This is a genomic window from Bradyrhizobium sp. UFLA05-125 (assembly GCF_059803515.1).
In genome coordinates this window covers 158,860-178,820 of the sequence record NZ_JBANBJ010000009.1, presented here as the reverse complement: position 1 = coordinate 178,820, position 19,961 = coordinate 158,860, and the positions used below count along the sequence as shown (strand labels likewise).

The 19,961-nt window shown below is 61.9% G+C and carries 15 protein-coding genes and 1 pseudogene; 3 read left to right on the top strand and 13 right to left on the bottom strand.

Annotation, left to right across the window (positions count from 1 at the left end):
• Positions 1–83: 83 nt before the first annotated feature.
• The 6 genes from SO156_RS12465 to SO156_RS12440 all read right to left on the bottom strand — a co-directional run bounded on the left by SO156_RS12465 (position 84) and on the right by SO156_RS12440 (position 3,487).
• Positions 84–548 carry a DUF2840 domain-containing protein gene (locus SO156_RS12465; protein ID WP_498534973.1) on the bottom strand — a complete coding sequence of 155 codons (465 nt, stop codon included), beginning with the start codon at positions 546–548 and terminating at the stop codon, positions 84–86.
• A 439-nt stretch (positions 549–987) separates the two neighbouring features.
• Positions 988–1,884 carry a replication initiator protein A gene (locus SO156_RS12460; protein ID WP_498534972.1) on the bottom strand — a complete coding sequence of 299 codons (897 nt, stop codon included), beginning with the start codon at positions 1,882–1,884 and terminating at the stop codon, positions 988–990.
• A 3-nt stretch (positions 1,885–1,887) separates the two neighbouring features.
• Entirely contained in the window at positions 1,888–2,166 is a 279-nt protein-coding gene (locus SO156_RS12455) for a helix-turn-helix transcriptional regulator (protein WP_498534971.1), read from the bottom strand.
• A 150-nt stretch (positions 2,167–2,316) separates the two neighbouring features.
• On the bottom strand, positions 2,317–2,838 hold the full coding sequence (locus tag SO156_RS12450; protein ID WP_498534970.1) for a DUF2285 domain-containing protein: 522 nt from the start codon (positions 2,836–2,838) through the stop codon (positions 2,317–2,319).
• A gap of 58 nt (positions 2,839–2,896) precedes the next feature.
• Entirely contained in the window at positions 2,897–3,091 is a 195-nt protein-coding gene (locus SO156_RS12445; protein WP_498534969.1) for a transcriptional regulator domain-containing protein, read from the bottom strand.
• A gap of 147 nt (positions 3,092–3,238) precedes the next feature.
• Entirely contained in the window at positions 3,239–3,487 is a 249-nt protein-coding gene (locus SO156_RS12440; RefSeq protein ID WP_498534968.1) for a DNA -binding domain-containing protein, read from the bottom strand.
• 232 nt (positions 3,488–3,719) lie between these two features.
• Between SO156_RS12440 and SO156_RS12435 the strand changes: the two genes are divergently transcribed.
• Positions 3,720–3,974 carry a helix-turn-helix domain-containing protein gene (locus SO156_RS12435; RefSeq protein ID WP_498534967.1) on the top strand — a complete coding sequence of 85 codons (255 nt, stop codon included), beginning with the start codon at positions 3,720–3,722 and terminating at the stop codon, positions 3,972–3,974.
• Positions 3,975–4,162: 188 nt separating this feature from the next.
• On the opposite strand, the gene SO156_RS12430 is transcribed toward SO156_RS12435, so the two are convergent.
• The 7 genes and pseudogenes from SO156_RS12430 to SO156_RS12400 all read right to left on the bottom strand — a co-directional run bounded on the left by SO156_RS12430 (position 4,163) and on the right by SO156_RS12400 (position 15,659).
• Positions 4,163–4,483: a DUF736 domain-containing protein gene (locus SO156_RS12430; protein ID WP_183233711.1), complete on the bottom strand. Its 321-nt coding sequence runs from the start codon at positions 4,481–4,483 to the stop codon at positions 4,163–4,165.
• Between the two features lie 553 nt (positions 4,484–5,036).
• Positions 5,037–5,519: a hypothetical protein gene (locus tag SO156_RS12425; protein WP_498534966.1), complete on the bottom strand. Its 483-nt coding sequence runs from the start codon at positions 5,517–5,519 to the stop codon at positions 5,037–5,039.
• A gap of 141 nt (positions 5,520–5,660) precedes the next feature.
• Positions 5,661–6,584: a DUF2493 domain-containing protein gene (locus SO156_RS12420; RefSeq protein WP_498534965.1), complete on the bottom strand. Its 924-nt coding sequence runs from the start codon at positions 6,582–6,584 to the stop codon at positions 5,661–5,663.
• A gap of 342 nt (positions 6,585–6,926) precedes the next feature.
• Positions 6,927–7,983 (bottom strand): annotated as a pseudogene (locus SO156_RS12415) (DUF7146 domain-containing protein).
• Entirely contained in the window at positions 7,983–12,305 is a 4,323-nt protein-coding gene (locus tag SO156_RS12410; protein WP_498534964.1) for a strawberry notch-like NTP hydrolase domain-containing protein, read from the bottom strand. Before SO156_RS12410 ends, SO156_RS12415 begins: the two are co-directional and overlap by 1 nt.
• A 180-nt stretch (positions 12,306–12,485) precedes the next feature.
• Positions 12,486–14,597: a ParB/RepB/Spo0J family partition protein gene (locus tag SO156_RS12405; protein ID WP_498534963.1), complete on the bottom strand. Its 2,112-nt coding sequence runs from the start codon at positions 14,595–14,597 to the stop codon at positions 12,486–12,488.
• A 108-nt stretch (positions 14,598–14,705) separates the two neighbouring features.
• The gene (locus SO156_RS12400) at positions 14,706–15,659 is read right to left on the bottom strand and encodes an ArdC family protein (RefSeq protein WP_498534962.1); all 954 of its coding nucleotides are present in this window, start codon (positions 15,657–15,659) and stop codon (positions 14,706–14,708) included.
• 805 nt (positions 15,660–16,464) lie between these two features.
• On the opposite strand from SO156_RS12400, the gene SO156_RS12395 reads away from it, so the two are divergent.
• The gene (locus SO156_RS12395) at positions 16,465–16,728 is read left to right on the top strand and encodes a hypothetical protein (protein ID WP_498534961.1); all 264 of its coding nucleotides are present in this window, start codon (positions 16,465–16,467) and stop codon (positions 16,726–16,728) included.
• A gap of 715 nt (positions 16,729–17,443) precedes the next feature.
• On the top strand, positions 17,444–19,957 hold the full coding sequence (locus tag SO156_RS12390) for an AAA family ATPase (protein WP_498534960.1): 2,514 nt from the start codon (positions 17,444–17,446) through the stop codon (positions 19,955–19,957).
• Positions 19,958–19,961 lie beyond the last annotated feature (4 nt).

The window sequence follows — 19,961 nt, the reverse complement described above, 5'->3', positions numbered from 1 at the left end:
GTAGGATGGAGGAGTTTCGTCAATCGACGCGAGCACAAGGGTTAGAGCTCCGAAAGTCATAGCCATGGTGCGAATTCGGCTGGTCATGACCCTACCCTCCGCCGATGCAGCCACGCCTGGTGGCGGGCCCGCGTGTAGCCTCTCGGCATCTCGTTGACGGACAGACGATTGTGTACGTGATGCCAATAGTCCGGGGCTGCGTCAGCGGGATCGATTCCGATCGCCTCGACGGCGTCAACGAGCTGCAAAACGCGCTCGACCTTCGGCCAGCCAGATAATCGCAGCAGGCTCTCGCCGCCGGGACTGATCCAAGGGACGGTCGAGTAGCGTCGAGCAGGCTCCGCCGCGCGCAAAATATCGACGCGTGATAGCACCGTGCCGAAGTCGTTGGAGGTCCAACGGACGAACGCGAACATGCTACCGGGTGCGAACGAGAGGACACGGCGATGACGGTCAATGATCCGTTCGCGTACCGGATGGCCGAACCGGATCCGGTTCTCGATGCGCCTTTCGACCCACATGAGTTCGACGGTCGTGAAGTCGCTCATGTTGCAGCTCCGTGTCGCCAAGAAGGAATGCGGTATGCGTGGGGGATCGCACATGCATTCGATACATGGATGAACCGCATTGGCCTCAGTCGGTGCGGAAAGCACCTCGTTATCTCTCCCGCAAACCGCCCAAACGCTCGTGGAAGGCAACGCTGCAGAATGGCGGACCTGCACGTGATCCGACTCCAGGCAAGCCGCTCAAGTCCGCGATTTGGGGAGCCGGCGCGCAATGCCCGGCGCCGGTTCGGGACGCCTTGTACACCGACGCACGGGGCGCTCGGGTCCGTTAGAAGCAATCCGAAGGATTCCAAGTTAGGGAAGTTAAGAGAGTGGGAAGTCCCTGCGCAGCAAGGTGTTGGCCAGGATTTTGGTCCCTGATAGCACGAGGATCCGGTCCCCGATGGCACGAGAGTCTTGGTCCCCGATAGCACGAGTTGATTCACGGCTTATCCCCCTGCTCGCGGACGTCACGTTCACGCGGCATTCCTGCAAAGGGATCGATGAGAGCCGGTACAAACTTCAGTCGCTCGGTGCCGGTTGGATCGCATGTGATGACAAGTTGGTAACCTGGCAGCGTTTGACGACGGACGATCTGGCGCAGGTCGTATGCAAAGTGTTTGAGCGGTGACAAGCTGCCGGACTTCGCATGGAGATGCACGAAATCGAAGCTCCAGCCACCTTTCTGGCGGCCACCGTGCTTGCGCACCAGGCGATAAAGCCACCGCTCCAGCCCGCCCGTGAGATCGAAATACGCGCGATCGATGGTAAGTACGAGGGCTTCATTCAAGATACCGGTGTAGAACCAGTCGGGCAGAATGAGCTCCAGCCCGCGGGGATGGCCGTGCATGTCGGCCGTCTCTTTCCATTCATTGATCCAGGAGAAGCGGTGCCGCCGGCGTTCGGTCGGCTGGCGGATCGACGTCATCACGGTGGTCGACTGCAACCGGTCGAGCGCAGCCTTTAGGCGGTCGTAGTCGCGAACGCTGGTGCCACGGCCGACGAAAGTCAGGATCTCGTAGGGCGTAGCGGCCATCAGCCGGGATGTCTTCAAGCCGCAGTCACGGGCTTGCACGATCTGCGAAGCGGCCCAAATCAGGACGTCCGCATCCCAGATGGTCGCCAAGCCGTGTTCCGGCACGGCTTCGACACGAATCGAGATCGTTCCCGCGTTGAAGTCGATCGGCACGATCCGCTTGGACTTCGCCAACGAGAAGAACGGATAGGCCATCAAGTCTTGAGCGTCACGCGGCGCGAGATCGCCGGGAAGCGCGCGAAACAGGTCGAGTTGATCGCGCTCGGAGTGACGGCGGTGAGCAGAGGATTTGTTATCGGACATCGCTCAGCGCCGCTCTTTGCCCGCATAGGGAATGGGCGCTTGACGCTTGGCGGGCAACACACCACCCGCACCTGGATCGCTGGTCGAGGTCTTGGCGCCGCGATCAACCCAGGCCTTCAAGTCATCGACCGCATAAACGACGCGACCGCCGAGCTTGCGATAGGTTGGGCCGGTGCCGTAGGTGCGATGCTTTTCCAACGTGCGACCGGACAGGCCCAGAAAGCGTGCAGCCTCGGGCGTGCGCAAGTATCGTGGCGGCAAGCCGGCGGTCGGATCGGACATTTGAAGGGCTCCGTGATCGTCTGGCGCGCGAGCGAGTTCTGCTGCGCGTCAGCGGTCATGATCGCGGAGTATGCCTGTGCAGGGGGATGCCGAAGATGAGGGGGTCGATTTCCGATACCCCGTCGCGGATGGGACGCTTCGGGAGATGATCTACCGACTTCGCTTTGCTCGACGCAGCAGCGCGCGATAGCCGCCGCGCATCATCGACACCCCTGTTTGAACCAGGCGTATGGTGCGGTTGCGCAAGTCGTGGGTCTTCCAGCCGCGCTCGGGAACACGCTGCCGCCCGAACAAGCCGGTTGCGATGTCGCGATAGCTACGTCCTTCCTGCCACCCGTCCAGTGCGCGCATGGCGAGGATCAGCCGCCGTCGTCGCTGCACGGAAAGCGCAAGAAGAGATGGCCCGGCCGGGCGCCGTTCGAGTGCCAACCAAAGTCGAAGTGCCGCCTGCGATCGCGTGTCGAAATCGGAATCGAGTTGCAGCTCGACAGCGATGGATGAACCGAGCGCCGGCAAGTCTTGCAGCCATAGGCGGTGACTCGTCCCTCCCAGCGGCAGGATGGCGTGCCATCCGTCTGCCGCTTGACGAAGCTCACCAAGGCCCAGCATCTTCTGGTCGAGATCATACCGCCTGGAATCGGAAGGCGAGAGCACCGTGCGGAGTTTCAGCACGGTGGACAGCGCCTCGGGTGACCAGAAGATTGATTGCTGATCGAAAGGCTTCTGCGGGTCAGCTGCGAAAAGATAACCCCCATTGTTGACGGAAATCGGCGCTCACCGCGCTCAACCGTTGGGTGCTGGTCAAGCCCCCAAAGGCCTTCTGGTACTCGCCATCGCGGCGAAGCCACTCCCATGCAATATCCATTGTCTCTGCCCCATAGACACTGTCATAGGCAGACTCTGATCTCCAGTCGAAGGCTGACATCGTAACTCATTCCCCACTTCATGAGCGCCGGGAACTGCAGCACGACAAATACGACTATTTAAGGTTGCATCGATAGGTTTGCTCAATGGATCAATTTGCGTTCTTTATCGAGCGTCATCAAGAAATCACGTTTGCTTCAAACGAACTTCATCTTTCGTCTTTCGGCCCCTTCTGCAGCAAGTGACGATAGCCGTGGCGCGCGGCCCACTTTGCACGTGCCAGATGACTCTCGAAACTGCGCAGGGCGCGATCCGGCTCGAGCGTGGCATCAAGATGAAGGACGATCCGCGCGACCTCGCGCCAGTCGGCGTTTTCCGCATCGGCGTCGAGGAGACGCATATACGTGACAGCATGTTCGTTGTCGTAGGACGTCAGCGTCGGCTCGTCAGGGGCCAAATCCGCAACTACTGGACTACGCGGCGGCAAAGTATGAAACTCCTATCGTCCCAGAAGCTTCGACCCAGCGAATCCCGACAAGCATTGTCGTATCGCGACGCCTATTGGTCTACAGGTTTTATGCATACCAGAGATGAAATATTTTTCGAGTAGCGACGTCGAGGCAGTTTGATCGCCTTTTGTAGAGAATACTCCGTGGAGAAATACTCTTCAAGACGCTGCCCTCTCGGATATGAAAGTTCGAGAGGTTTTGGCGCTGAATGTGCGGAAGCTTCGGCAGGCAAAAGGCTTGTCGCAGGAAGAGCTGGCGCATCGCGCAAAAATCGATCGCACTTATGTCAGCTCGATCGAAAGGTGCCGCTATTCCGCCGGCGTAGATGTGGTGGACCGCCTTGCGCGGGTTCTCGGAGTTGAAGCATCGGATCTACTAACGCGCCCCACTCCGGACAGCAAAAAGGGACGGAATTCGTCCCCTGCCGAAAAGTAAGCCTGCGCCGCGCATTTAGTTCGCCATAGCCAAGCGAAGAATCGTCAGCCGCTTGCGCTGGGACAGAAGTGCACTACTGGCCGGCACGGGCTCGGCTTTGGCGACAACTCGGGGCACTTTGATCTTGCTTTGCAACCTCGGAAGCAAAAACCCCGCCCGGATGGTCCGGGCAGGGCTGAGCGGGCGCTCTACTCGCCGTTCTTGCGCGGCCGTGACCAGAGCAGGGTGTAGCCCTCGCCACCTTCGTCGTCGAACAGGTTCGCGTAGATCGGCGCGTTGAAGGAGGGGTCGTCGAGCTTGAGCGAGAGGTAATCGCGGCCCTCCTCGGAGCGTTTCGACCAGGCTGCCCCGATTTCCGCCCGACCCACGTAGATGCGGTGGCTGGGCGCGTTCTCGTTGGATCGGTTGGTCTCGGCCACGATGCGGACGCCCTTGGCTTGCAGGCTCAGCGTAACGATCTCGCCCTGGAAATCGTTGCCGATCTTCTTGAATGAACCGATGTTAGCCATGTCACTTCTCCTGTTGTGTTTCGAGCCCGCGACCACCGCGGCCTCGATGGCGATCTAAAGGCCGAGGACGATCGGCGACGCACCCGCTCGCGGGCCGCAGCGCAGCGGAGGACGCCGTTGTTGCGACTTTCTTGCCTCGCGAGGAATGGGCGTAAGCCCAGGGGAAGAAAGTCGCATCAACGGCGTTGCGGCTCAGACGATCGAGGCGAAGCCGGTCTTCGGCCAGATCAAGCCATCAACGAGGCCACGTGCGTCCGCGTGCTGAACCGCAATCTCGGGAGAAGACGTGGCGTATCTCGGTTGTGCTGAACAAGTGATCGCAACGGTTCGAAGCAGAAAGAGAAACAATCTGCTGCAAAGGGCGGTCTCGTCTCCGATGGAATAATCAGGATCGGGAACGCCGCCCCACGCAGCAATGTGGGTCGAGCCGAAATGGCCGCGGCTTGTTCGAGGCACTCCGAGGACGACTGCCCCTTCCCGCTCAGGTCCCGATCATCCCTCGTTCAACGCGCCGATCTACGCGAATTTGTTCGACGAGCAACGCGGTGAATGGTTATCCCTCGCGCGTAGCGGCGGTGAGGATTGGTTGAGACGGATTGTCCACCACGCCAGTCGGCTGGAACGGGCGGGTCTCCGCAAACACGGTCAAGCGCGTCCACGCCGTGCCGCCGATGCAAACCGCGCCCAGGCACGCCAAGATCTCACGCCAAGCCGGCGTAAGCACGCTGATCTGCGATATGGCGAACATCACATGATAGCCCGCGACGGCGGCGGGAACGGCGAACGCAGTTCCGATCGCGATGCGCAAGATCAAAGACCGACTGACGGCGACAGCGACCTGAGCGACGGCAAGCGTGAGCGCGCCAGAGGCCATTCCGACAAGCAGTGCGGCGATGACGCCGGCGCCACCGCGGAACGCCATCATCCCGATACTCAGTGCGACGAAAAACGGCAGGGCATAGACCGCCAGCGCAAAGATCAGCCAGCAGAACAAACCGATACCGACGGTATTGAGGAGAAGCCCAAGGGCAAGCATGGTGGTGGCTCCATGTGCATAGATGTAACGGTTGCGCCTTCCACCACCACCACGGCGCAACTTTGGACATATTTTCGAAACGAGGCGGAGTTGCGGCGTGCAACTCCACCTTGGTCGTTGTCGAGGCGAGAACGACCGCGCTTACGCGCCGCCGAACCTCCAAACCGGGATGCCGAGCCGTTTCGCCTTGTCGGCGAGGTTGTCCTGGATTCCCGTACCCGGGAAGTGCATGACGCCTATCGGCAGGGGTTCGAGCATAGTGTCGTTGCGCTTGAACGGTGCCGCCTTGGCGTGCTTGCTCCAATCGGGCTTAAAGGCGATCTGAGGCACCTTGCGGGTGGCCGCCCATTTGGAGGCGATCAGTTCCGCGCCTTTCGGCGAGCCGCCGTGGAGCAGGACCATGTCAGGATGCTTGGCATGAACCTTGTCGAGGCGATCCCAGATGAGGTGGTGGTCGTTGAAGTCGAGCCCGCCGGTGAGTGCGATCTTCGGTCCCGGCGGCAACATGACTTCGGTCTCGGCACGACGTTTGGCCGCGATGAAGTCGCGGGAGTCGATCATCGCTGCGGTCAGCGTACGATGATTCACCAGTGATCCCGATCGGGGACGCCAGAACGAGCCGGTGCGTGTCTCAAAGCGCTCGATGGCCTGGTCGCGAAAGAGCTCCAGGCAGTTGCGGCGCTCGATCAGTGTGATGCCTTCCGCCGTCACGCGCTCGAGTTCGACCGATCGCACCTCAGAGCCGTCCTGCTCGCGCTGTCTCTTCTGCTGCGCCTGTTCGTTATCATCGAGCTGGCGACCGACGCGGTCGACGGCACGATGGAACAGGTTGACGGTCGACCATAGCAAATCGTCAAGGTCCGGCTCGAGCCTCGTGTCGGTCAATGTCGCAACCAGAGCGTCGAAGATATCGGCAACGGCGCCTGCGATCATCTTGCCCTCGGGAAGCGGCCTAGGATCGGGCTCGTCGGCGAAGGGACGGTAGCCGAAGAGCTGCAATTCGGTGAGGACGTGGTCGGTTGGGGATGAAGCATGCGTCAGTTCGATGTCGTCATGATCGGTCATGGGAGGAGGTCCTTTGCCAGATCGGCCGCGCCCATCGCGGCCTTCGTGGCGATCACTCAGGCGGCGGGCGGAGCGGGCCAGAACCCGGAGCGGAGCGGAGGGCCGAAGCGGCAGCGGAGGATGGCGAAGGCCGGCTATTTTGCTTCGCGATGCAAAGCGCGCCGTTCAGATGGTGAAGTGTATTCGCACCGCTGGCGCGCGGCGGAAAATAGCCGGGCGCAGCCATTGCCGGCCCGGGCCGCTTGCCGTCCGATCGCCCTCTAGAAGGCCGTGGTCGCGTCCTCTATCGGCATTTGCCTTGTGAATGACCGAGCTTTCACGATCAATCGAACGAACAGAGGCTTATTCCGCGGCCACCGTTGACGCATCCAGGAAACGCGCGACATCCTCCGGTACGAGCTGAATGCGCAAAGCAGCTCTTAAGGCCTCGATACCGAAAACGTGCAGATCTTCGTTGAAGTCGCCTAGCCGGGGCGACAGTGCGATCGCTTCAATGCCGGCGTCTGCTGCGCGCTGGGTCAGAACGGCGTGCACCGCATCGCCAGCGGCGTCGGCGTCACGGGCGATGTAGAGCCGACGCAGGCTTGACGGCAGCAGCATCGCCGAGAGGTGATTGGCGGAAAGTGCTGATGCCATCGGCATGGTCGGAAGCACGCAGCGCAGCGAGAGCATGGTTTCGATGCCCTCGCCGGCAGCTAGGACGTCGTTCGCCACGTCGAAGCGAACCGCATTGCCAAGGAGGTCACCCATGGCGCGCCGCGGTGTATCGATCGGAGCCTTGCCAAGCCGAATGCGGTCAAAGCCGTCCGGGTCGAGCCAGGTGCGGTGTACGCCGGTGACCCTGCCATCGAGATCCGTGACGCAAGCGATCATCGCCGGCCAAGTCTCGGTCGGCAATTGCTCGTCCGGCCGATAATAGCAGCGTGGGTGGAAGCGTAGGCTGCCGCCATGGTGGATGTGGGCTATTCCGCGACGCTGCAAGTATGTCTCGACCATGGTCCCCCCAATCGGGCCGGACATCGCAAAGAGCCGACGGGCGGCTTCCTGCGATCCGGTTGGTGCTAGCGGGCGAATGGGTTTCGTAGCCATTTGCTGCCCGAGACGAGGCAGCTTCAGAAAGCGCCTCGCCTCTTCGGCAACCTCGCGGAAGTCGCGCGAGCAAAGACTTTCGCGGATGATGTCGAAGAGATCGCCATGCTCGCCAGTTGCGGCATCAGTCCATTTGCCGGCAGGCCCGTTCGGTGAGTCCAGGAGCCGCACGAACAGCGAGCGGCCCGGCGTGTTGTGGACGTCGCCGACTAGCCAGTAACGCCCTTTTCGCTTTCCATTGGAGAGATAGTGTCGGCACACCGGCCTCGCGCGCGAGGCGGCGTGCCAGTTCGCAAGGCTCGCGGGGCATCACGCAGCCTCCCGCTCACTGATGCGCGCGACCGGATAGGTGTCGAGCACCTTTGTCAGGACCCCGACGCCGCCTGTGTCCGTGGGCACGAACATGCGCAGCTTCCAGGAGATGATCTCGCCAAAGAGCCCATAAGCCCGGAGTCGATCGCGCATCGTGTCCTTGAATCCCGACAGTTCGATGCGGTATGCGCCCATCACGCGGACACGGCGAAGCTGTAGGTCCTCGGCAAGATCGAGGACGGTCTTTCCCTCCATCAGCGCGGCAAAGGCAGCGTCCGGCGTCAGCGCCGGCGCGTCAGCCGCAGGGACGTTCGCGACCCAGGAGGCCGAGACCTTGCGGCCGATGATGCGTTCGCCCGCATCGGTCTGAAGCCGATAGACCCGGGTCGACTCGTTCGGCAGCCGCTTCCAAATCGGCAGCAGCAAGCCCGCCACGACATGGATCGTGCTTTCCGTGAACTCGGGCACCTCGGCGAGCTCCGTCAGCCAGGCGGCGGCAAAGCGGTCGCGATCCGCTTCGATCCAATGGCTTTCCGCCATTATGTCGAGGGAGACGCTGTGCTGCTCCATCGGCCGGATCAGGCGGACGCGCCGCTCGATCTGACCATCGTCGAGCATGAAGCTCGGAGCTGGGACCTGCACGGCGGCTCGTCCCGAGCGCTCATTCATCATCAGGACGGGATGACGATCGGAAAAACGAGCAAGAGCGTCATCCAGACCCACAGGATGGTTGCGCAGGCGCTCGGTAATCGTGAGAAGCCGGGTCTCAGCGCCAGTGCTCTGATGCGCATAAATCGTCCGCCGGTCGGTGACGACAAAGCTCTCGGCACGGAGCGTTTCCAGTCCGACGTCATAGGTGCCCGATGCGACGGCGCCCTCGATCCGAGCGGTCAAGAGCTGCTCGAACGCGGTGAACAGGATGTTCTGTAGCTCGATGGTGAGCGCCAATAACCTATTCAGGAAGGTCGTGATCGGCGGCAATTCGTCCCTGAGCCCGTTGGTATCGGTCAGCTTCAGGCCGGTCGAATCCTCGAACCTCGCGAGCGAGCAGCCGTCGACCTTGCCGCGCACCAGCAGCGTGTAGAGCTGACGCAACGCATCACGGCCGTACTGGCTTTCGAGATTGTCCTCGGGGCGGAACAGGCCTTGCCCTCCGGTCTGGCGCTGGCCACGCGTGATGGCTCCCAACGTGTCGAGCCGGCGGGCAATCGTGCTGAGAAAGCGCTTTTCAGCCTTCACGTCGGTCGCGATGGGACGAAACAGCGGCGGCTGCGCCTGGTTGGTCCGGTTGGTCCGCCCGAGGCCTTGGATCGCAGCATCCGCCTTCCAGCCGGGCTCGAGCAGATAGTGGACCCGCAAGCGGCGATTCCGGGCCGATAGCTCGGCATGGTAGCTCCTACCGGTGCCGCCGGCGTCGGAGAACACGAGAATACGCTTGGTGTCATCCATGAAGGCTGAGGTCTCGGCGAGGTTGGCCGAACCGACTCGATTTTCGACCATTAGCCGGTCGCCCTTGCGCACGATGCGGCGCGAGCGGCCGGTCACTTCCGCGACCATGTCGGTACCGAAGCGCTGGACGACCTGATCCAGCGCGCCAGGTACCGGAGGGAGCGAGGCGAGCTTCTCGATCAAGCGGTCGCGGCGGGCGACGGCTTCCCGACTCTCGAGCGGTTGGCCGTCACGATAGACAGGCCGGGAGCAGAGATTGCCCTCCTGGTCGGTGAAGGGCTCGTAGAGTTGGACCGGGAAGGAATGGGCGAGATAGTCGAGCACGTACTCACGCGGAGTGATGTCGACGCGGACGTCGCCCCACTCCTCGGTCGGGATATCGGCCAGCCGGCGCTCCATCAGCGCCTCGCCTGTCGAGACGATCTGGATGACGGCGGCGTGGCCGGCGACGAGATCGCGCTCGATCGAGCGGATCAGCGACGGCGTCTTCATCGAGGTCAATAGGTGCCCGAAGAAGCGCTGCTTCGCGCTTTCGAAGGCGGATCGTGCCGCGGATTTCGCCTGCCCGTTCAGCGTTCCGGTCTCGCCGGTGATATTAGCGGCTCGCATCGCCGCATCGAGATTGTTATGGATGATGCTGAACGCATCGGCAAAGGCGTCGTAGATGCGAACCTGCTCCGGCGAGAGTTGATGCTCGACGAGCTCGTACTCAACCCCATCGTAGGACAGTGAGCGGGCGGCGTAGAGACCGAGCGCCTTGAGGTCGCGCGCCAGCACCTCCATCGCCGCGACCCCGCCCTCCTCGATCGCCTCGACGAATTCTGCCCTGGTGGCGAACGGGAAATCATCACCGCCCCACAATCCCAGCCGCTGAGCATAAGCAAGATTGTGCACCGTGGTGGCGCCGGTTGCCGACACATAGACCACGCGTGCATTCGGTAGGGCGTGCTGGAGCCGCAGGCCCGCGCGCCCCTGCTGAGAGGCCGCTTGATCGCCGCGCTCGCCCTTGCCCCCGACCGCATTCTGCATCGCGTGGCTCTCGTCGAAGACGATCACTCCGTCGAAGTCCGAGCCCAACCATTCGACGATCTGCCGCACGCGCGAAAGCTTTTCGCCGCGCTCATCGGTGCGCAGCGTAGCGTAGGTGGTAAATAGGATGCCCTCCGAGAGGCGGATCGGCGTGCCCTGCCTGAAACGTGACAGCGGCGTCACCAGCAGCCGCTCCATGCCGAGCGCGGACCAGTCGCGCTGCGCGTCCTCGATCAGCTTGTCGGATTTGCTGATCCAGACCGCGCGCCGGCGGCCCTTGAGCCAATTGTCGATCAGGATACCCGCGACCTGCCGCCCCTTGCCCGCGCCGGTGCCATCGCCCAAGAAACAGCCGCGGCGAAACCGGACGGCGTTTTCCGCGTCATCGCTCGCGGCGGCCACAACATCGAAGGTCGCATCGACCGTCCATGAGCCCGCGAGAGATTCGGAATGCGCTTCGCCAGCATAGATCACGCTCTCAAGCTGTGCGTCCGACAGGATGCCATTTGCCACGAGACTCGCTGGCAGATGCGGCCGATAGGAAGGTCTTGGCGGCGCTACGGATGCCATTGCAGCCGACTGCACGAGCTTGGTCGGATGCGCGTGCGCGCCGGCAATACGGATCGACTGCAATCCATATTCCTCATAGAGCGCATCGGTGAGCCGGGCGCCTTCCGGTGGCGACCACTCGACCGTCTCGTATGAAAGTTCGACGCCTTCTGGCGCGGCGCCGCCCGAAGTAGAGGTCGGGCATGGTGCAGAGGCGCCAAGGGATCGTGACACCGCAGGGCGACTGGCGACATCGATCACGACTGGGGCAGCAACAGTCAGCCTCGGAGGCACATGCTGGGTCACCCAGTCGAGCAAGGTAGCGACATCGTCCGCCATGCCGAGCGAGGCCGGCAAGACGTTCGGGTCCGCCGCGGGCTGCTTGTCGATCACAAGCAGCCTTGTCTCGGTTTGAGTTCCGTGTTTCGCGTAAACGGCACCGTCGACCGCGGCAGAGAAAACAACACGCCCGCGTTCCTGAAGGCGAACGAAGGCATCTCGCCATGCCGGACTGTCCGCCCCGAAGCTTGCACCGGTGATGGCGACCAGACGCCCACCGTCGCAAAGGCGCGCTAAGGCCGAAGCAATGTGCCGAAGCGCCGCGTCCGCCATTCGTCGATCAACATTCGCCAGCGCCGAGAACGGCGGGTTCATCAGGACCACGCTCGGTGCGACACTTGCATCGAGGTGATCGTTGATCTGCGCTGCGTCGAGCCGCGTGACTCCGGCGTTGACGAACAGTTGGTCGAGCAAGGCTGCACGAGCCTCGGCCAACTCGTTCAACACCAGCGTGCCGCCAGCGAGCTCGGCAAAGATCGCGAGCAAGCCAGTCCCCGCGGAGGGCTCCAGAACCCGGTCGGCCGACGTGATGCCGGCTGCGGTACATGCGGCCAGCCCCAGCGGGATCGGCGTCGAGAATTGTTGAAGCGCCTGGCTGTCCTCGGAACGCCGCGTATGGGTCGGCAGACAGCTCGCGATTTTCGCGAGCATCGGCAGCATCGCGGCAGTTGAGCCAGCCTTGGTCCGGATGGCCGGACCGAACTTGCGAAGGAATAGAACGGTTGCCGCCTCGCAGGCGTCATAGGCGGTCTTCCAATTCCAGGCACCAGCCGCGTCCGAGGCGCCGAAGGCAGCCTCCATGGCGCCACGCAGGACCGCGGCATCGATGCGCCGGCCGCGTTCGAGGTCGGTTAAGAGCTGTCGCGCGGCCCTGACCGTAGCGGAGGTGATAGTTGCAGCGGCACGCATCGAGAGCGGCGCGGCGGCAGCGCCGCCAGCGAGAGATTCGGTCATGGGGATTTCTTTCGGAGAGCAGGAACGGGTCAAACCGCCCGGCGCTCTCCTCAAGACCACGGCGATTCAAACCCTTCCCGGCCAGACTCTCCCTCTCAGGCTCGGCCATAAGAACGGTGACCGGCGCTGTGCACCGGTCCCCCAGCAAGCGCAGGACAGCCGGAGCCACCCGTTATGCTGTCACTCGGCCGCATCGAGCTGTTGCCGATCCTCGTCGCTGCCGTTCTCGGGATCCTCCTCTTCAGCGAGGAATTCTGGCAATGGGCCCGCTTCACCTTCCGGCTCCGCCGAAGACGAGCTGGAATCGACGAGACGCAGCGGTTCTGGCAACCAGCCCGAGCCGTCCAGGAGACGCTCGGCCTCCTTGGCCATGTCGGCCTTCTTCAGATGGTCGATCAGTTGGGCCGACGACTCGCCCTTGGCTTCCCGCACTACCTCCAGAATGCGAGGCTTGGTGACTCGGCCGAGATAGTTGTCGACGGTCGGTCTCCAGCCGGCCTGCACCATGTCGAGTCCGGCAGCGAGCGCCAGCACGTTGGCCTGGTCGAGACGCGTGCGGACGCCGTGGGCTGAGACGCGACCCTGATTGTAACGATTGGTCGGCTCATAGACGGCGTTGACCGCAAAGGACGCGCAGTGGGCGAACAGCGATGCCTGTGCACCACCATCGAGAGCCGTCAGCGCATCCCAGAGATCGTTCTCGCTCTTCGGCAACCGTGCCTTCCAGGCCTCATGCCGCACCTCGACAGCCTTAGCCGAGGCGCTTTCCCTCAGCCCCGGAGCTTGAGCGGGAAAGGTTGGCGTGCGCAGCCCGATCTCAAGGCAGCTCCCGGACGAAGCAAACCGGTAAAAGGCCGTCAGCACGAAGTTGTGTAGCACCGCTTGGAACGCGATCGCGGGATTCTCCGCCAGCGCATCCCGCAATGCCAGCGTACGGTGCGCCGTCAGTTCGATGATGAGCCGATCCGGCAAGGGCCTTGCCAGGTCTTCATCATCTTCCTCCGGTTCGCTCGTTGCGCCGGCGACCGAGATCGCCGTGCGCGTTGCGGAAGCACCAGCCTCCTGCCCCTCAGTCGATGATGCATCAGTGCCCGGATCGACGTCGAAATCGGCCGCAGGCGCCTCATCCTCGGGTCGGACATAGCCCCGATCGACGAAAAGCCGTCCTTCGGAATCGATGCTGACAAAGACGCCGGCCCGGGCAATCTCGGCCGGATCGTAGATCACGGGCCGGTCTTCGAGCGCCAGCAGCGCCGCCTCGATCGCGCCGAGACGCTGGTCGACCTCTTCGGGCAGATCCTCCGGATATTCGGTTTCGAGCTTCGCCTGCTCGGCGTTGAGAGCGTCGATGGTGGCTCGTTCCTCGGCGGTGAGATCGACAGGTTGGCCTTCCAGCTCGCGCAGGCGTGTCGTGTGGCCGTAGGGGAAGTCAACGGCGACTGAGATCCATTTCCATCCCTCCGCGCCAATTGCCTCCGCCTCGGCTTTGAGCTTCTCCGTGACAAGACGGTCGAGCAGAGCGACGTCTTGAAGCCAGCCGCCATCATCGTGCTCAAACAGGTCGCGCAAGACGCCGCCGCCTGCCTGCTGGTAAACATCGAGCCCAATGAACTGCACGCGGCGATCGGACGCCCGCACGGTATTTTCGGTCAGCATCCGCCGGATTTGATAGGGTTCATCGTAGCCCGAGCGGCTGACATTCTCCCAGACCTGTTCCTGACGAGCCTGATCCGCGGTGACGGAAAACGCCATGAGCTGCTCGAGCGTCATGCCGTCTTCGGCATAGACGTCGTGCAGCTTTGGCGACACGGACGCCAGCCGGAGGCGTTGCTTAACGACGGCCGGTGCCACAAAGTGCCGAGCCGCGATATCCTCCTCGGACATGCCGGCGCCACTCAAGGTCTGGAAAGCCCGGAACTGATCAAGCGGATGAAGGCCTACCCGCTCGTCGTTCTCCGCAAGAGAGTCGTCTTCCGCGATGCCACCCTCGCGCACGACACACGGAACGGCCTGCGTCTTCGCCATGCGCTTCTGCTTGACGAGAAGTTCCAGCGCGCGATAACGCCGGCCGCCCGCCGGCACCTCGAACATGCCGGTCTCATTGCCTTCCGCATCCACGACCGCCCGTACATTGAGACTTTGCAGGAGCGTCCGCTGGGCGATGCTTTCGGCGAGCTGCTCGATCGAGACGCCCGCTTTCACGCGCCGGACGTTCGACTGGCTGAGCACCAGCTTGTTGAACGGAATGTCCCGCGAGGGCGACAGGATGATCTTTTGGACAGCCTTCGTCATGTCGATTCTCCACGACGGGCGGCCGGGAGCCTCTCTCTCGGCCTCCAACCCGTCGCGAAAATCGCATCTCCCCTCTCACTCTCGTTTCCGAAGCGACTGGCGAGATCTTCACGCTGCCTCCCGCTCCGCGCTCTCGGTCGTCACGTCAACAGCGGACTCCGGCAGAAAGCCAAGGAGATAATCCGCAACCTTGCTGGCTTGTGAGGCAGCTCGCACGATCGCGCGATTGTCCTCGCGCAGCACCTCGAGCCAGGAGCCGATGTAGTCGGCATGTCGCACCGTCGGTACGATACCGAGCGACGCGCAACTAAACGCAGCCGATATCTCCGCGATCAACTCTTCAAAAGCATACTTCTTGGTACCGTAGGCGCCTGACAAGTCGCGGTTGAGACGTGACGGGTGGCCGCTGGCATGCGCCAGCTCATGCAAAGCGGTTCGATGCCAGTTGATCGGCTCGAAATAGGCCTGTGGTGGAGGCACCTGCACATAGTCTTCTGCCGGCGCATAGTATGCGCGGTTGCCGCCGATGCGGAAGTTGATCCGGGTCGCCTTGATCAGGTATTCGACCTTTGGCTCGATCAGGCCTGGTGGCGGAGGCGACGCCGTCGCTGCGATCTCCAAAGGCAAGTCGTCGCATTGATCAGTGTTAAAGACCGTGAAGCGCTTGAGAAACGAAATGGCCTGCGCTTCGTCGCCCGTTTCGCTCGCGCGCCGCCTTTCCTCAACCGGTACAAATCGATCGGCATAGACCACGGTCGTCCCGCGCTCGCCCTTGCGGACATGACCGCCAAGCGACAGCGCCTGGCGGAAGGTAAGCCAGCTCTGACCTGTAAATGCGCGTTCGGCGGCGGCCCCCCAGAGGATCAGAACGTTGATGCCGCTATATTGACGGCCGGTCGCGGCGCTTTTCGGCATGGCCAAAGACGCCTTCGCGGCGGTGCCCCAAGGCTGCACCCATGGCACTCGGCCGGCCTCAAGTTCACCGATGATCTTGTTGGTGATGTCGTCATAAAGGTTCGCCCGGTCTTCACCGGTGCGCGCCCGAGGAATGTGTCTGGACATCGCGGGTCTCCGCGACGGGCGCCGCGAGCCTCTCTCGCAGCCTGTGACCCGTCACGGCAGACCCATTCAGCTCTCTTACTCTCAGCCTCTTGCGCGGAAACGACGACGCGTGATGCCCCGCCGCTCGCGCGCAAGTGAGAGAATGCGACCATCTGCGGAGTACCCCACCTTACGTCCCATTTCTTCATGGGATGTGGCCTTGACTCTTAGGGCCGCAGGCCCTGATCAGGCGTGCGCCAACGGCGCATCGCCCCACTGAAATGGCACCCGGAGAGCGTGAGCATAGCGACCCGAAGGGGCACGCGGGTCCGAGTGCAGCGACGAGACCGGTTAACAGCGGCACCCGGGAACGGGGCAGTGATAGCGATCGCCGAAGGCGAGCCCCTTTCCCGAGTGCCCCCGGCGAGGAGCTCTGCAGTGTTTGCGCGAGGGATCGAAGCCGAATGGCCGAGACGCAAAGCGGCTCGGTTCACGAGAGCCCGGTGCGGCGAAGCCGCACGCGCCTAAACGAAGGGTCAGGAAAGCCAAGACGAGGCAGTCCGCGAGCTCGTCGCGAACGTTGGTCCACGAGATTCGAATCTAGAGCATCAGGAAGCTCTTTACAATTCCTCCACTGTCGCGGCCGCCGCATAGGATCGCATGCGGACTTCGGTCGGCTGTTCACGTCAAGCGCGCAACCAGACGCGGGCAGTTCGCGGTCGCATTGCACCCTAACCTTGCTCTCTCGTCATTGCGAATCCCAGCCTTTGTTAGCAGGGGGGAACAAATGACGGAAATAAGGATTCGTCGTATCAGGAGCTTCTCAATGCTGATGACGCGTGAACGAAGGCCAGCGACACGGACGCTGCGCGGATGGGTGATCCAGGTGCTCCAGGAAGCCGGCGCCATCCGCGAGTGCGAAGAACACGGTTGGATGCAAGATCGCGCCGATCCGCATGCACGGGATCGGGCCTTTGAAATCGCCCGTGGAGACCCGCCTGCAGGCTTCTCCCCTGATGCGGCTGCGGCCGAGGTTCGCGACGTGCTGAATTCGATCGGTGATACCTGCCCAGAATGCCCCGCAGACTAGAAGGGCTGGTGCCGCACCTCAATGCGCTCAGGCGCGCTTCGACCAAGACCTTTGCTTTTAACGAGCGCGCGGCCGGCAACATACTCCATCACTCTCACTAGTGGAGGATCAGGATGCCTTGGATAGACGAAGCGCGCTGCATTTCCAACGCGGCATGCACCAGATAGAAATCATCACTTACGACGAACTCATACGTGATGCCAAAGCCTTCGTTGATTGCGTTCAGCAAAGCATAAGAACCTGACCTGTTCAGCGTAATCCTGCCGACTGTGCAAAATTTCTAGCACATCCATATGCAAGCCCGCAGACGGACTAGGGGAAGACAAAAAGAACAGTCGGCGCCTATCAGAACGGCCATCTGCGAATACCCTGAAATCATTGAATAATTTTTCGAGCGCTACTTTAGGTTAGATGGCCGGGCTGTGGAGGAAATGGCCGTCGGCCAAGTTTTAGCTTGCGGCCCTTCGCCCTGTGGTTGTTCCCTGACATGGGCTAACGCACGCGAGTACCCATTAATGTCTGACAGAACTTCTTCCCCTGGATCTTCACAACCCGCCCCCGCACCATCCAACTTTGATCGGCTGCGCACGAACCTGACGAACGGCAGTCTCGCCATAGCGCTGCTGGATAGTTGGCTCACCGCTCCATCTTCTACTGTTCAGGAACGAATGCTTTCTGCCGTGGATCAGCACGTCACCAAAAGCCGAACGACGAAATGAAACATCGCATTCAAAGGATCGACCTTCAGGGCTTCCGCGGATTTGGTGCGAGTCCGCAATCCTTCACCCTGCCAGAAACCGTCACCGCTCTTTGGGGCGGCAACAGCCAGGGCAAGTCGAGCCTAGCCGAAGCGATCGAGTTCCTTATGACAGGGCACATCGCAAGGCGGGAGCTCCTCGCCAGCGCCAAGGACGAATTTTCCCAATCCCTGCGAAATGCGCATCTTCCAGCCGCCGTTTCGGTTTTTGTCGAAGCAACGTTCAAGTGTCCGGATGGAGTAAGCCGCCGCCTCCGTCGAACCTTGACATCCGACTATGACGGCAGCACCGCTTGTACAAGTACGCTCCAGATGGACGGAGTGCGGTGCGCCGAATCCGACGTCGAAGGAACATTAGGGCTTCGTCTTCTTCATCCGCCGCTTCGCGCGCCTGTGCTCGCGCAACACACCTTGGCGTACGTCTTTACCGCGTCCCCCACCGATCGCGCGGCATATTTTCGGGCGGTGCTCGACACTCAAGACCTCGAAGATTTCCGGTCTGCGGTTGCGAACCTATCATCCCGTCTCAAGCCCCCGCAAAATACTGAACTTGAGGCACTCGCCGTTCTCGACACGATTCCAGGCCATGCCGCACACGCAAAAGCGATGCGAAACACCAAGACTGAGCCGGCGCTCGGAGCGGCACTTTCTCGCTCGGTTGAGGCTCTGCTTTTCTCAATTGGGATCGCCCTTAAGCCAACGCCGGCTGAACGCATCCACCAACTGAGTGCGGAGCTGGAGACAAGGCGGTCGCAAGCGTTTCCAATCGACCTCTTCGCTCGGAAAGCCCTTGCGCCGTGGAATGCCCCTGCCGATGACCTTGCCAGCACGGTCGACGTTTTTCGACGCGAGCAGGCTGCTATTTCACAGGAGACGCGCCGTCTCGTGTCGCTGTTCGAAAGCGCTCTTGCGATACCTGCCGTCCACGACTGCATCGAACCGACAGACTGTCCCCTTTGTGGTACCGCCGATGCCGTTACTCCCGAGCGGGTCGTATTTCTAAATGCTCAGCTCCGCACGAACGAATCCTATCAAAGTGCAGAGAAGGCGTTGCTAGCCTCCCTCCGCGGCGCCGACGCAAAGCTCGTTGCGCTTAATGACGCCGCCCAAGCCGCTTTGCCAAAGTTCATGGGTATTTTGGCTGCGGACCGGCGCAAACGCGACTTCCGCGTGGCCCGCGTCGCGACGTTGTCGGCCGACCAAGAGGGGACCTCGCGTTGGGTCGCCGCGACCCGCGTGTTTTTCCGCGCGTACATGCGGTATCGCCGCTTAATCGAGGCGATCAGGGTCGAGATCAGCTACGCGATGCGCGATCCGTTCTCTTGGAGGCGCGATACTGCTCTCGCGCAAAGCTTGGATCGTCTGCGAGATTACTATGCTGACTTTGAGTCAGCCGCCAGCGGCTACGGCCTGGCCATCGACGGCATTAGCGCAACACTCAAGGCGTCCGTCGATCTGAGCACGAACACTCGCGGATGGGAGGAACTCATTGCGCTGGCCCGCAAGCCATCAGCAGCCTGGCTTGCACTTGAGCTACTCCGCCATCATGAACAGGTCGTCAAAGCGATCGAACGAGCCGTTCGCGATATCGACACGGCCAGCGGCAAGGTAGCTGACGAGAAATTCGCCGACCTAAGCGCTCAGGTGCTGGCGTGGTGGGAACGGCTCCGTCCTGGCGAGCCGACATTCTTCAGCGCGGTGCAGCGGCGCGGAGCGAAAACGCGCCGCACCGTCGATTTGAAAGTCGCACTCTCTTCCAAAGATGATCGAAGCGATATCAAGCTTCGCGATGCCGTGGCCGTGTTCAGCCAATCGCAGCTCCATTGCTTGGGCCTCTCGCTGTTCCTGGCCCGAGCGATCGAAGGAGGAGCGGGCTTCGTCGTACTTGACGATCCGGTCCTCACGAGTGACGACGATTTTCGCCCGAACTTCGCTTCCTCCGTAATCGAAGCTCTCTTGGATTCGAGCGTGCAGGTTATCGTTATCACGCAAGACCATAAGAGCTGGAAAGACATTGGCCATCGCTGGGAACATCGTGGCGCAGCGCAATTTCAGATTGTCCGCGAAAACGCCGTGGCTGGCACTGAGATTCGGGGGCAGGATGATGCACTCGCTACCATGCTTGCCCAAGCGCGCCCTTTCATCAATTCTCAAGACAGCGATCAGCGCAAAGAAGGAGCAACGCGTCTGCGCCGCGTGATCGAACGCCTCTGCAAGGAGTTGATCGTCAAATCCAGGCGGACGCAGGGTGACAGCATGGCGTTCATAACGGACTATGACAGCAAGAACTATGGCGACTACAGCGCGCAAGCGCTTGCCTTGCTAACCCTCGATCCAGCCCATCGCGGCAAACTCACCGCCGCGTACAGCTATGTCACGCCGGGGCCGCACGACGACACGCCGCCATCCACGGCCCAGCTCAAAGTAGCTGCCGGCGACCTTAATCGGCTGAAGAAAGACTATCTGCAATAATGTG

Coding starts and splice junctions, on each gene's coding strand:
- SO156_RS12465 (WP_498534973.1), bottom strand. CDS start 548: ATGAGCGACTTCACGACCGTCGAACTCATGTGGGTCGAAAGGCGCATC.
- SO156_RS12395 (WP_498534961.1), top strand. CDS start 16,465: ATGCTGATGACGCGTGAACGAAGGCCAGCGACACGGACGCTGCGCGGA.
- SO156_RS12425 (WP_498534966.1), bottom strand. CDS start 5,519: ATGCTTGCCCTTGGGCTTCTCCTCAATACCGTCGGTATCGGTTTGTTC.
- SO156_RS12445 (WP_498534969.1), bottom strand. CDS start 3,091: ATGTCAGCCTTCGACTGGAGATCAGAGTCTGCCTATGACAGTGTCTAT.
- SO156_RS12420 (WP_498534965.1), bottom strand. CDS start 6,584: ATGACCGATCATGACGACATCGAACTGACGCATGCTTCATCCCCAACC.
- SO156_RS12430 (WP_183233711.1), bottom strand. CDS start 4,483: ATGGCTAACATCGGTTCATTCAAGAAGATCGGCAACGATTTCCAGGGC.
- SO156_RS12390 (WP_498534960.1), top strand. CDS start 17,444: ATGAAACATCGCATTCAAAGGATCGACCTTCAGGGCTTCCGCGGATTT.
- SO156_RS12405 (WP_498534963.1), bottom strand. CDS start 14,597: ATGACGAAGGCTGTCCAAAAGATCATCCTGTCGCCCTCGCGGGACATT.
- SO156_RS12455 (WP_498534971.1), bottom strand. CDS start 2,166: ATGTCCGATCCGACCGCCGGCTTGCCGCCACGATACTTGCGCACGCCC.
- SO156_RS12410 (WP_498534964.1), bottom strand. CDS start 12,305: ATGACCGAATCTCTCGCTGGCGGCGCTGCCGCCGCGCCGCTCTCGATG.
- SO156_RS12460 (WP_498534972.1), bottom strand. CDS start 1,884: ATGTCCGATAACAAATCCTCTGCTCACCGCCGTCACTCCGAGCGCGAT.
- SO156_RS12400 (WP_498534962.1), bottom strand. CDS start 15,659: ATGTCCAGACACATTCCTCGGGCGCGCACCGGTGAAGACCGGGCGAAC.
- SO156_RS12435 (WP_498534967.1), top strand. CDS start 3,720: ATGAAAGTTCGAGAGGTTTTGGCGCTGAATGTGCGGAAGCTTCGGCAG.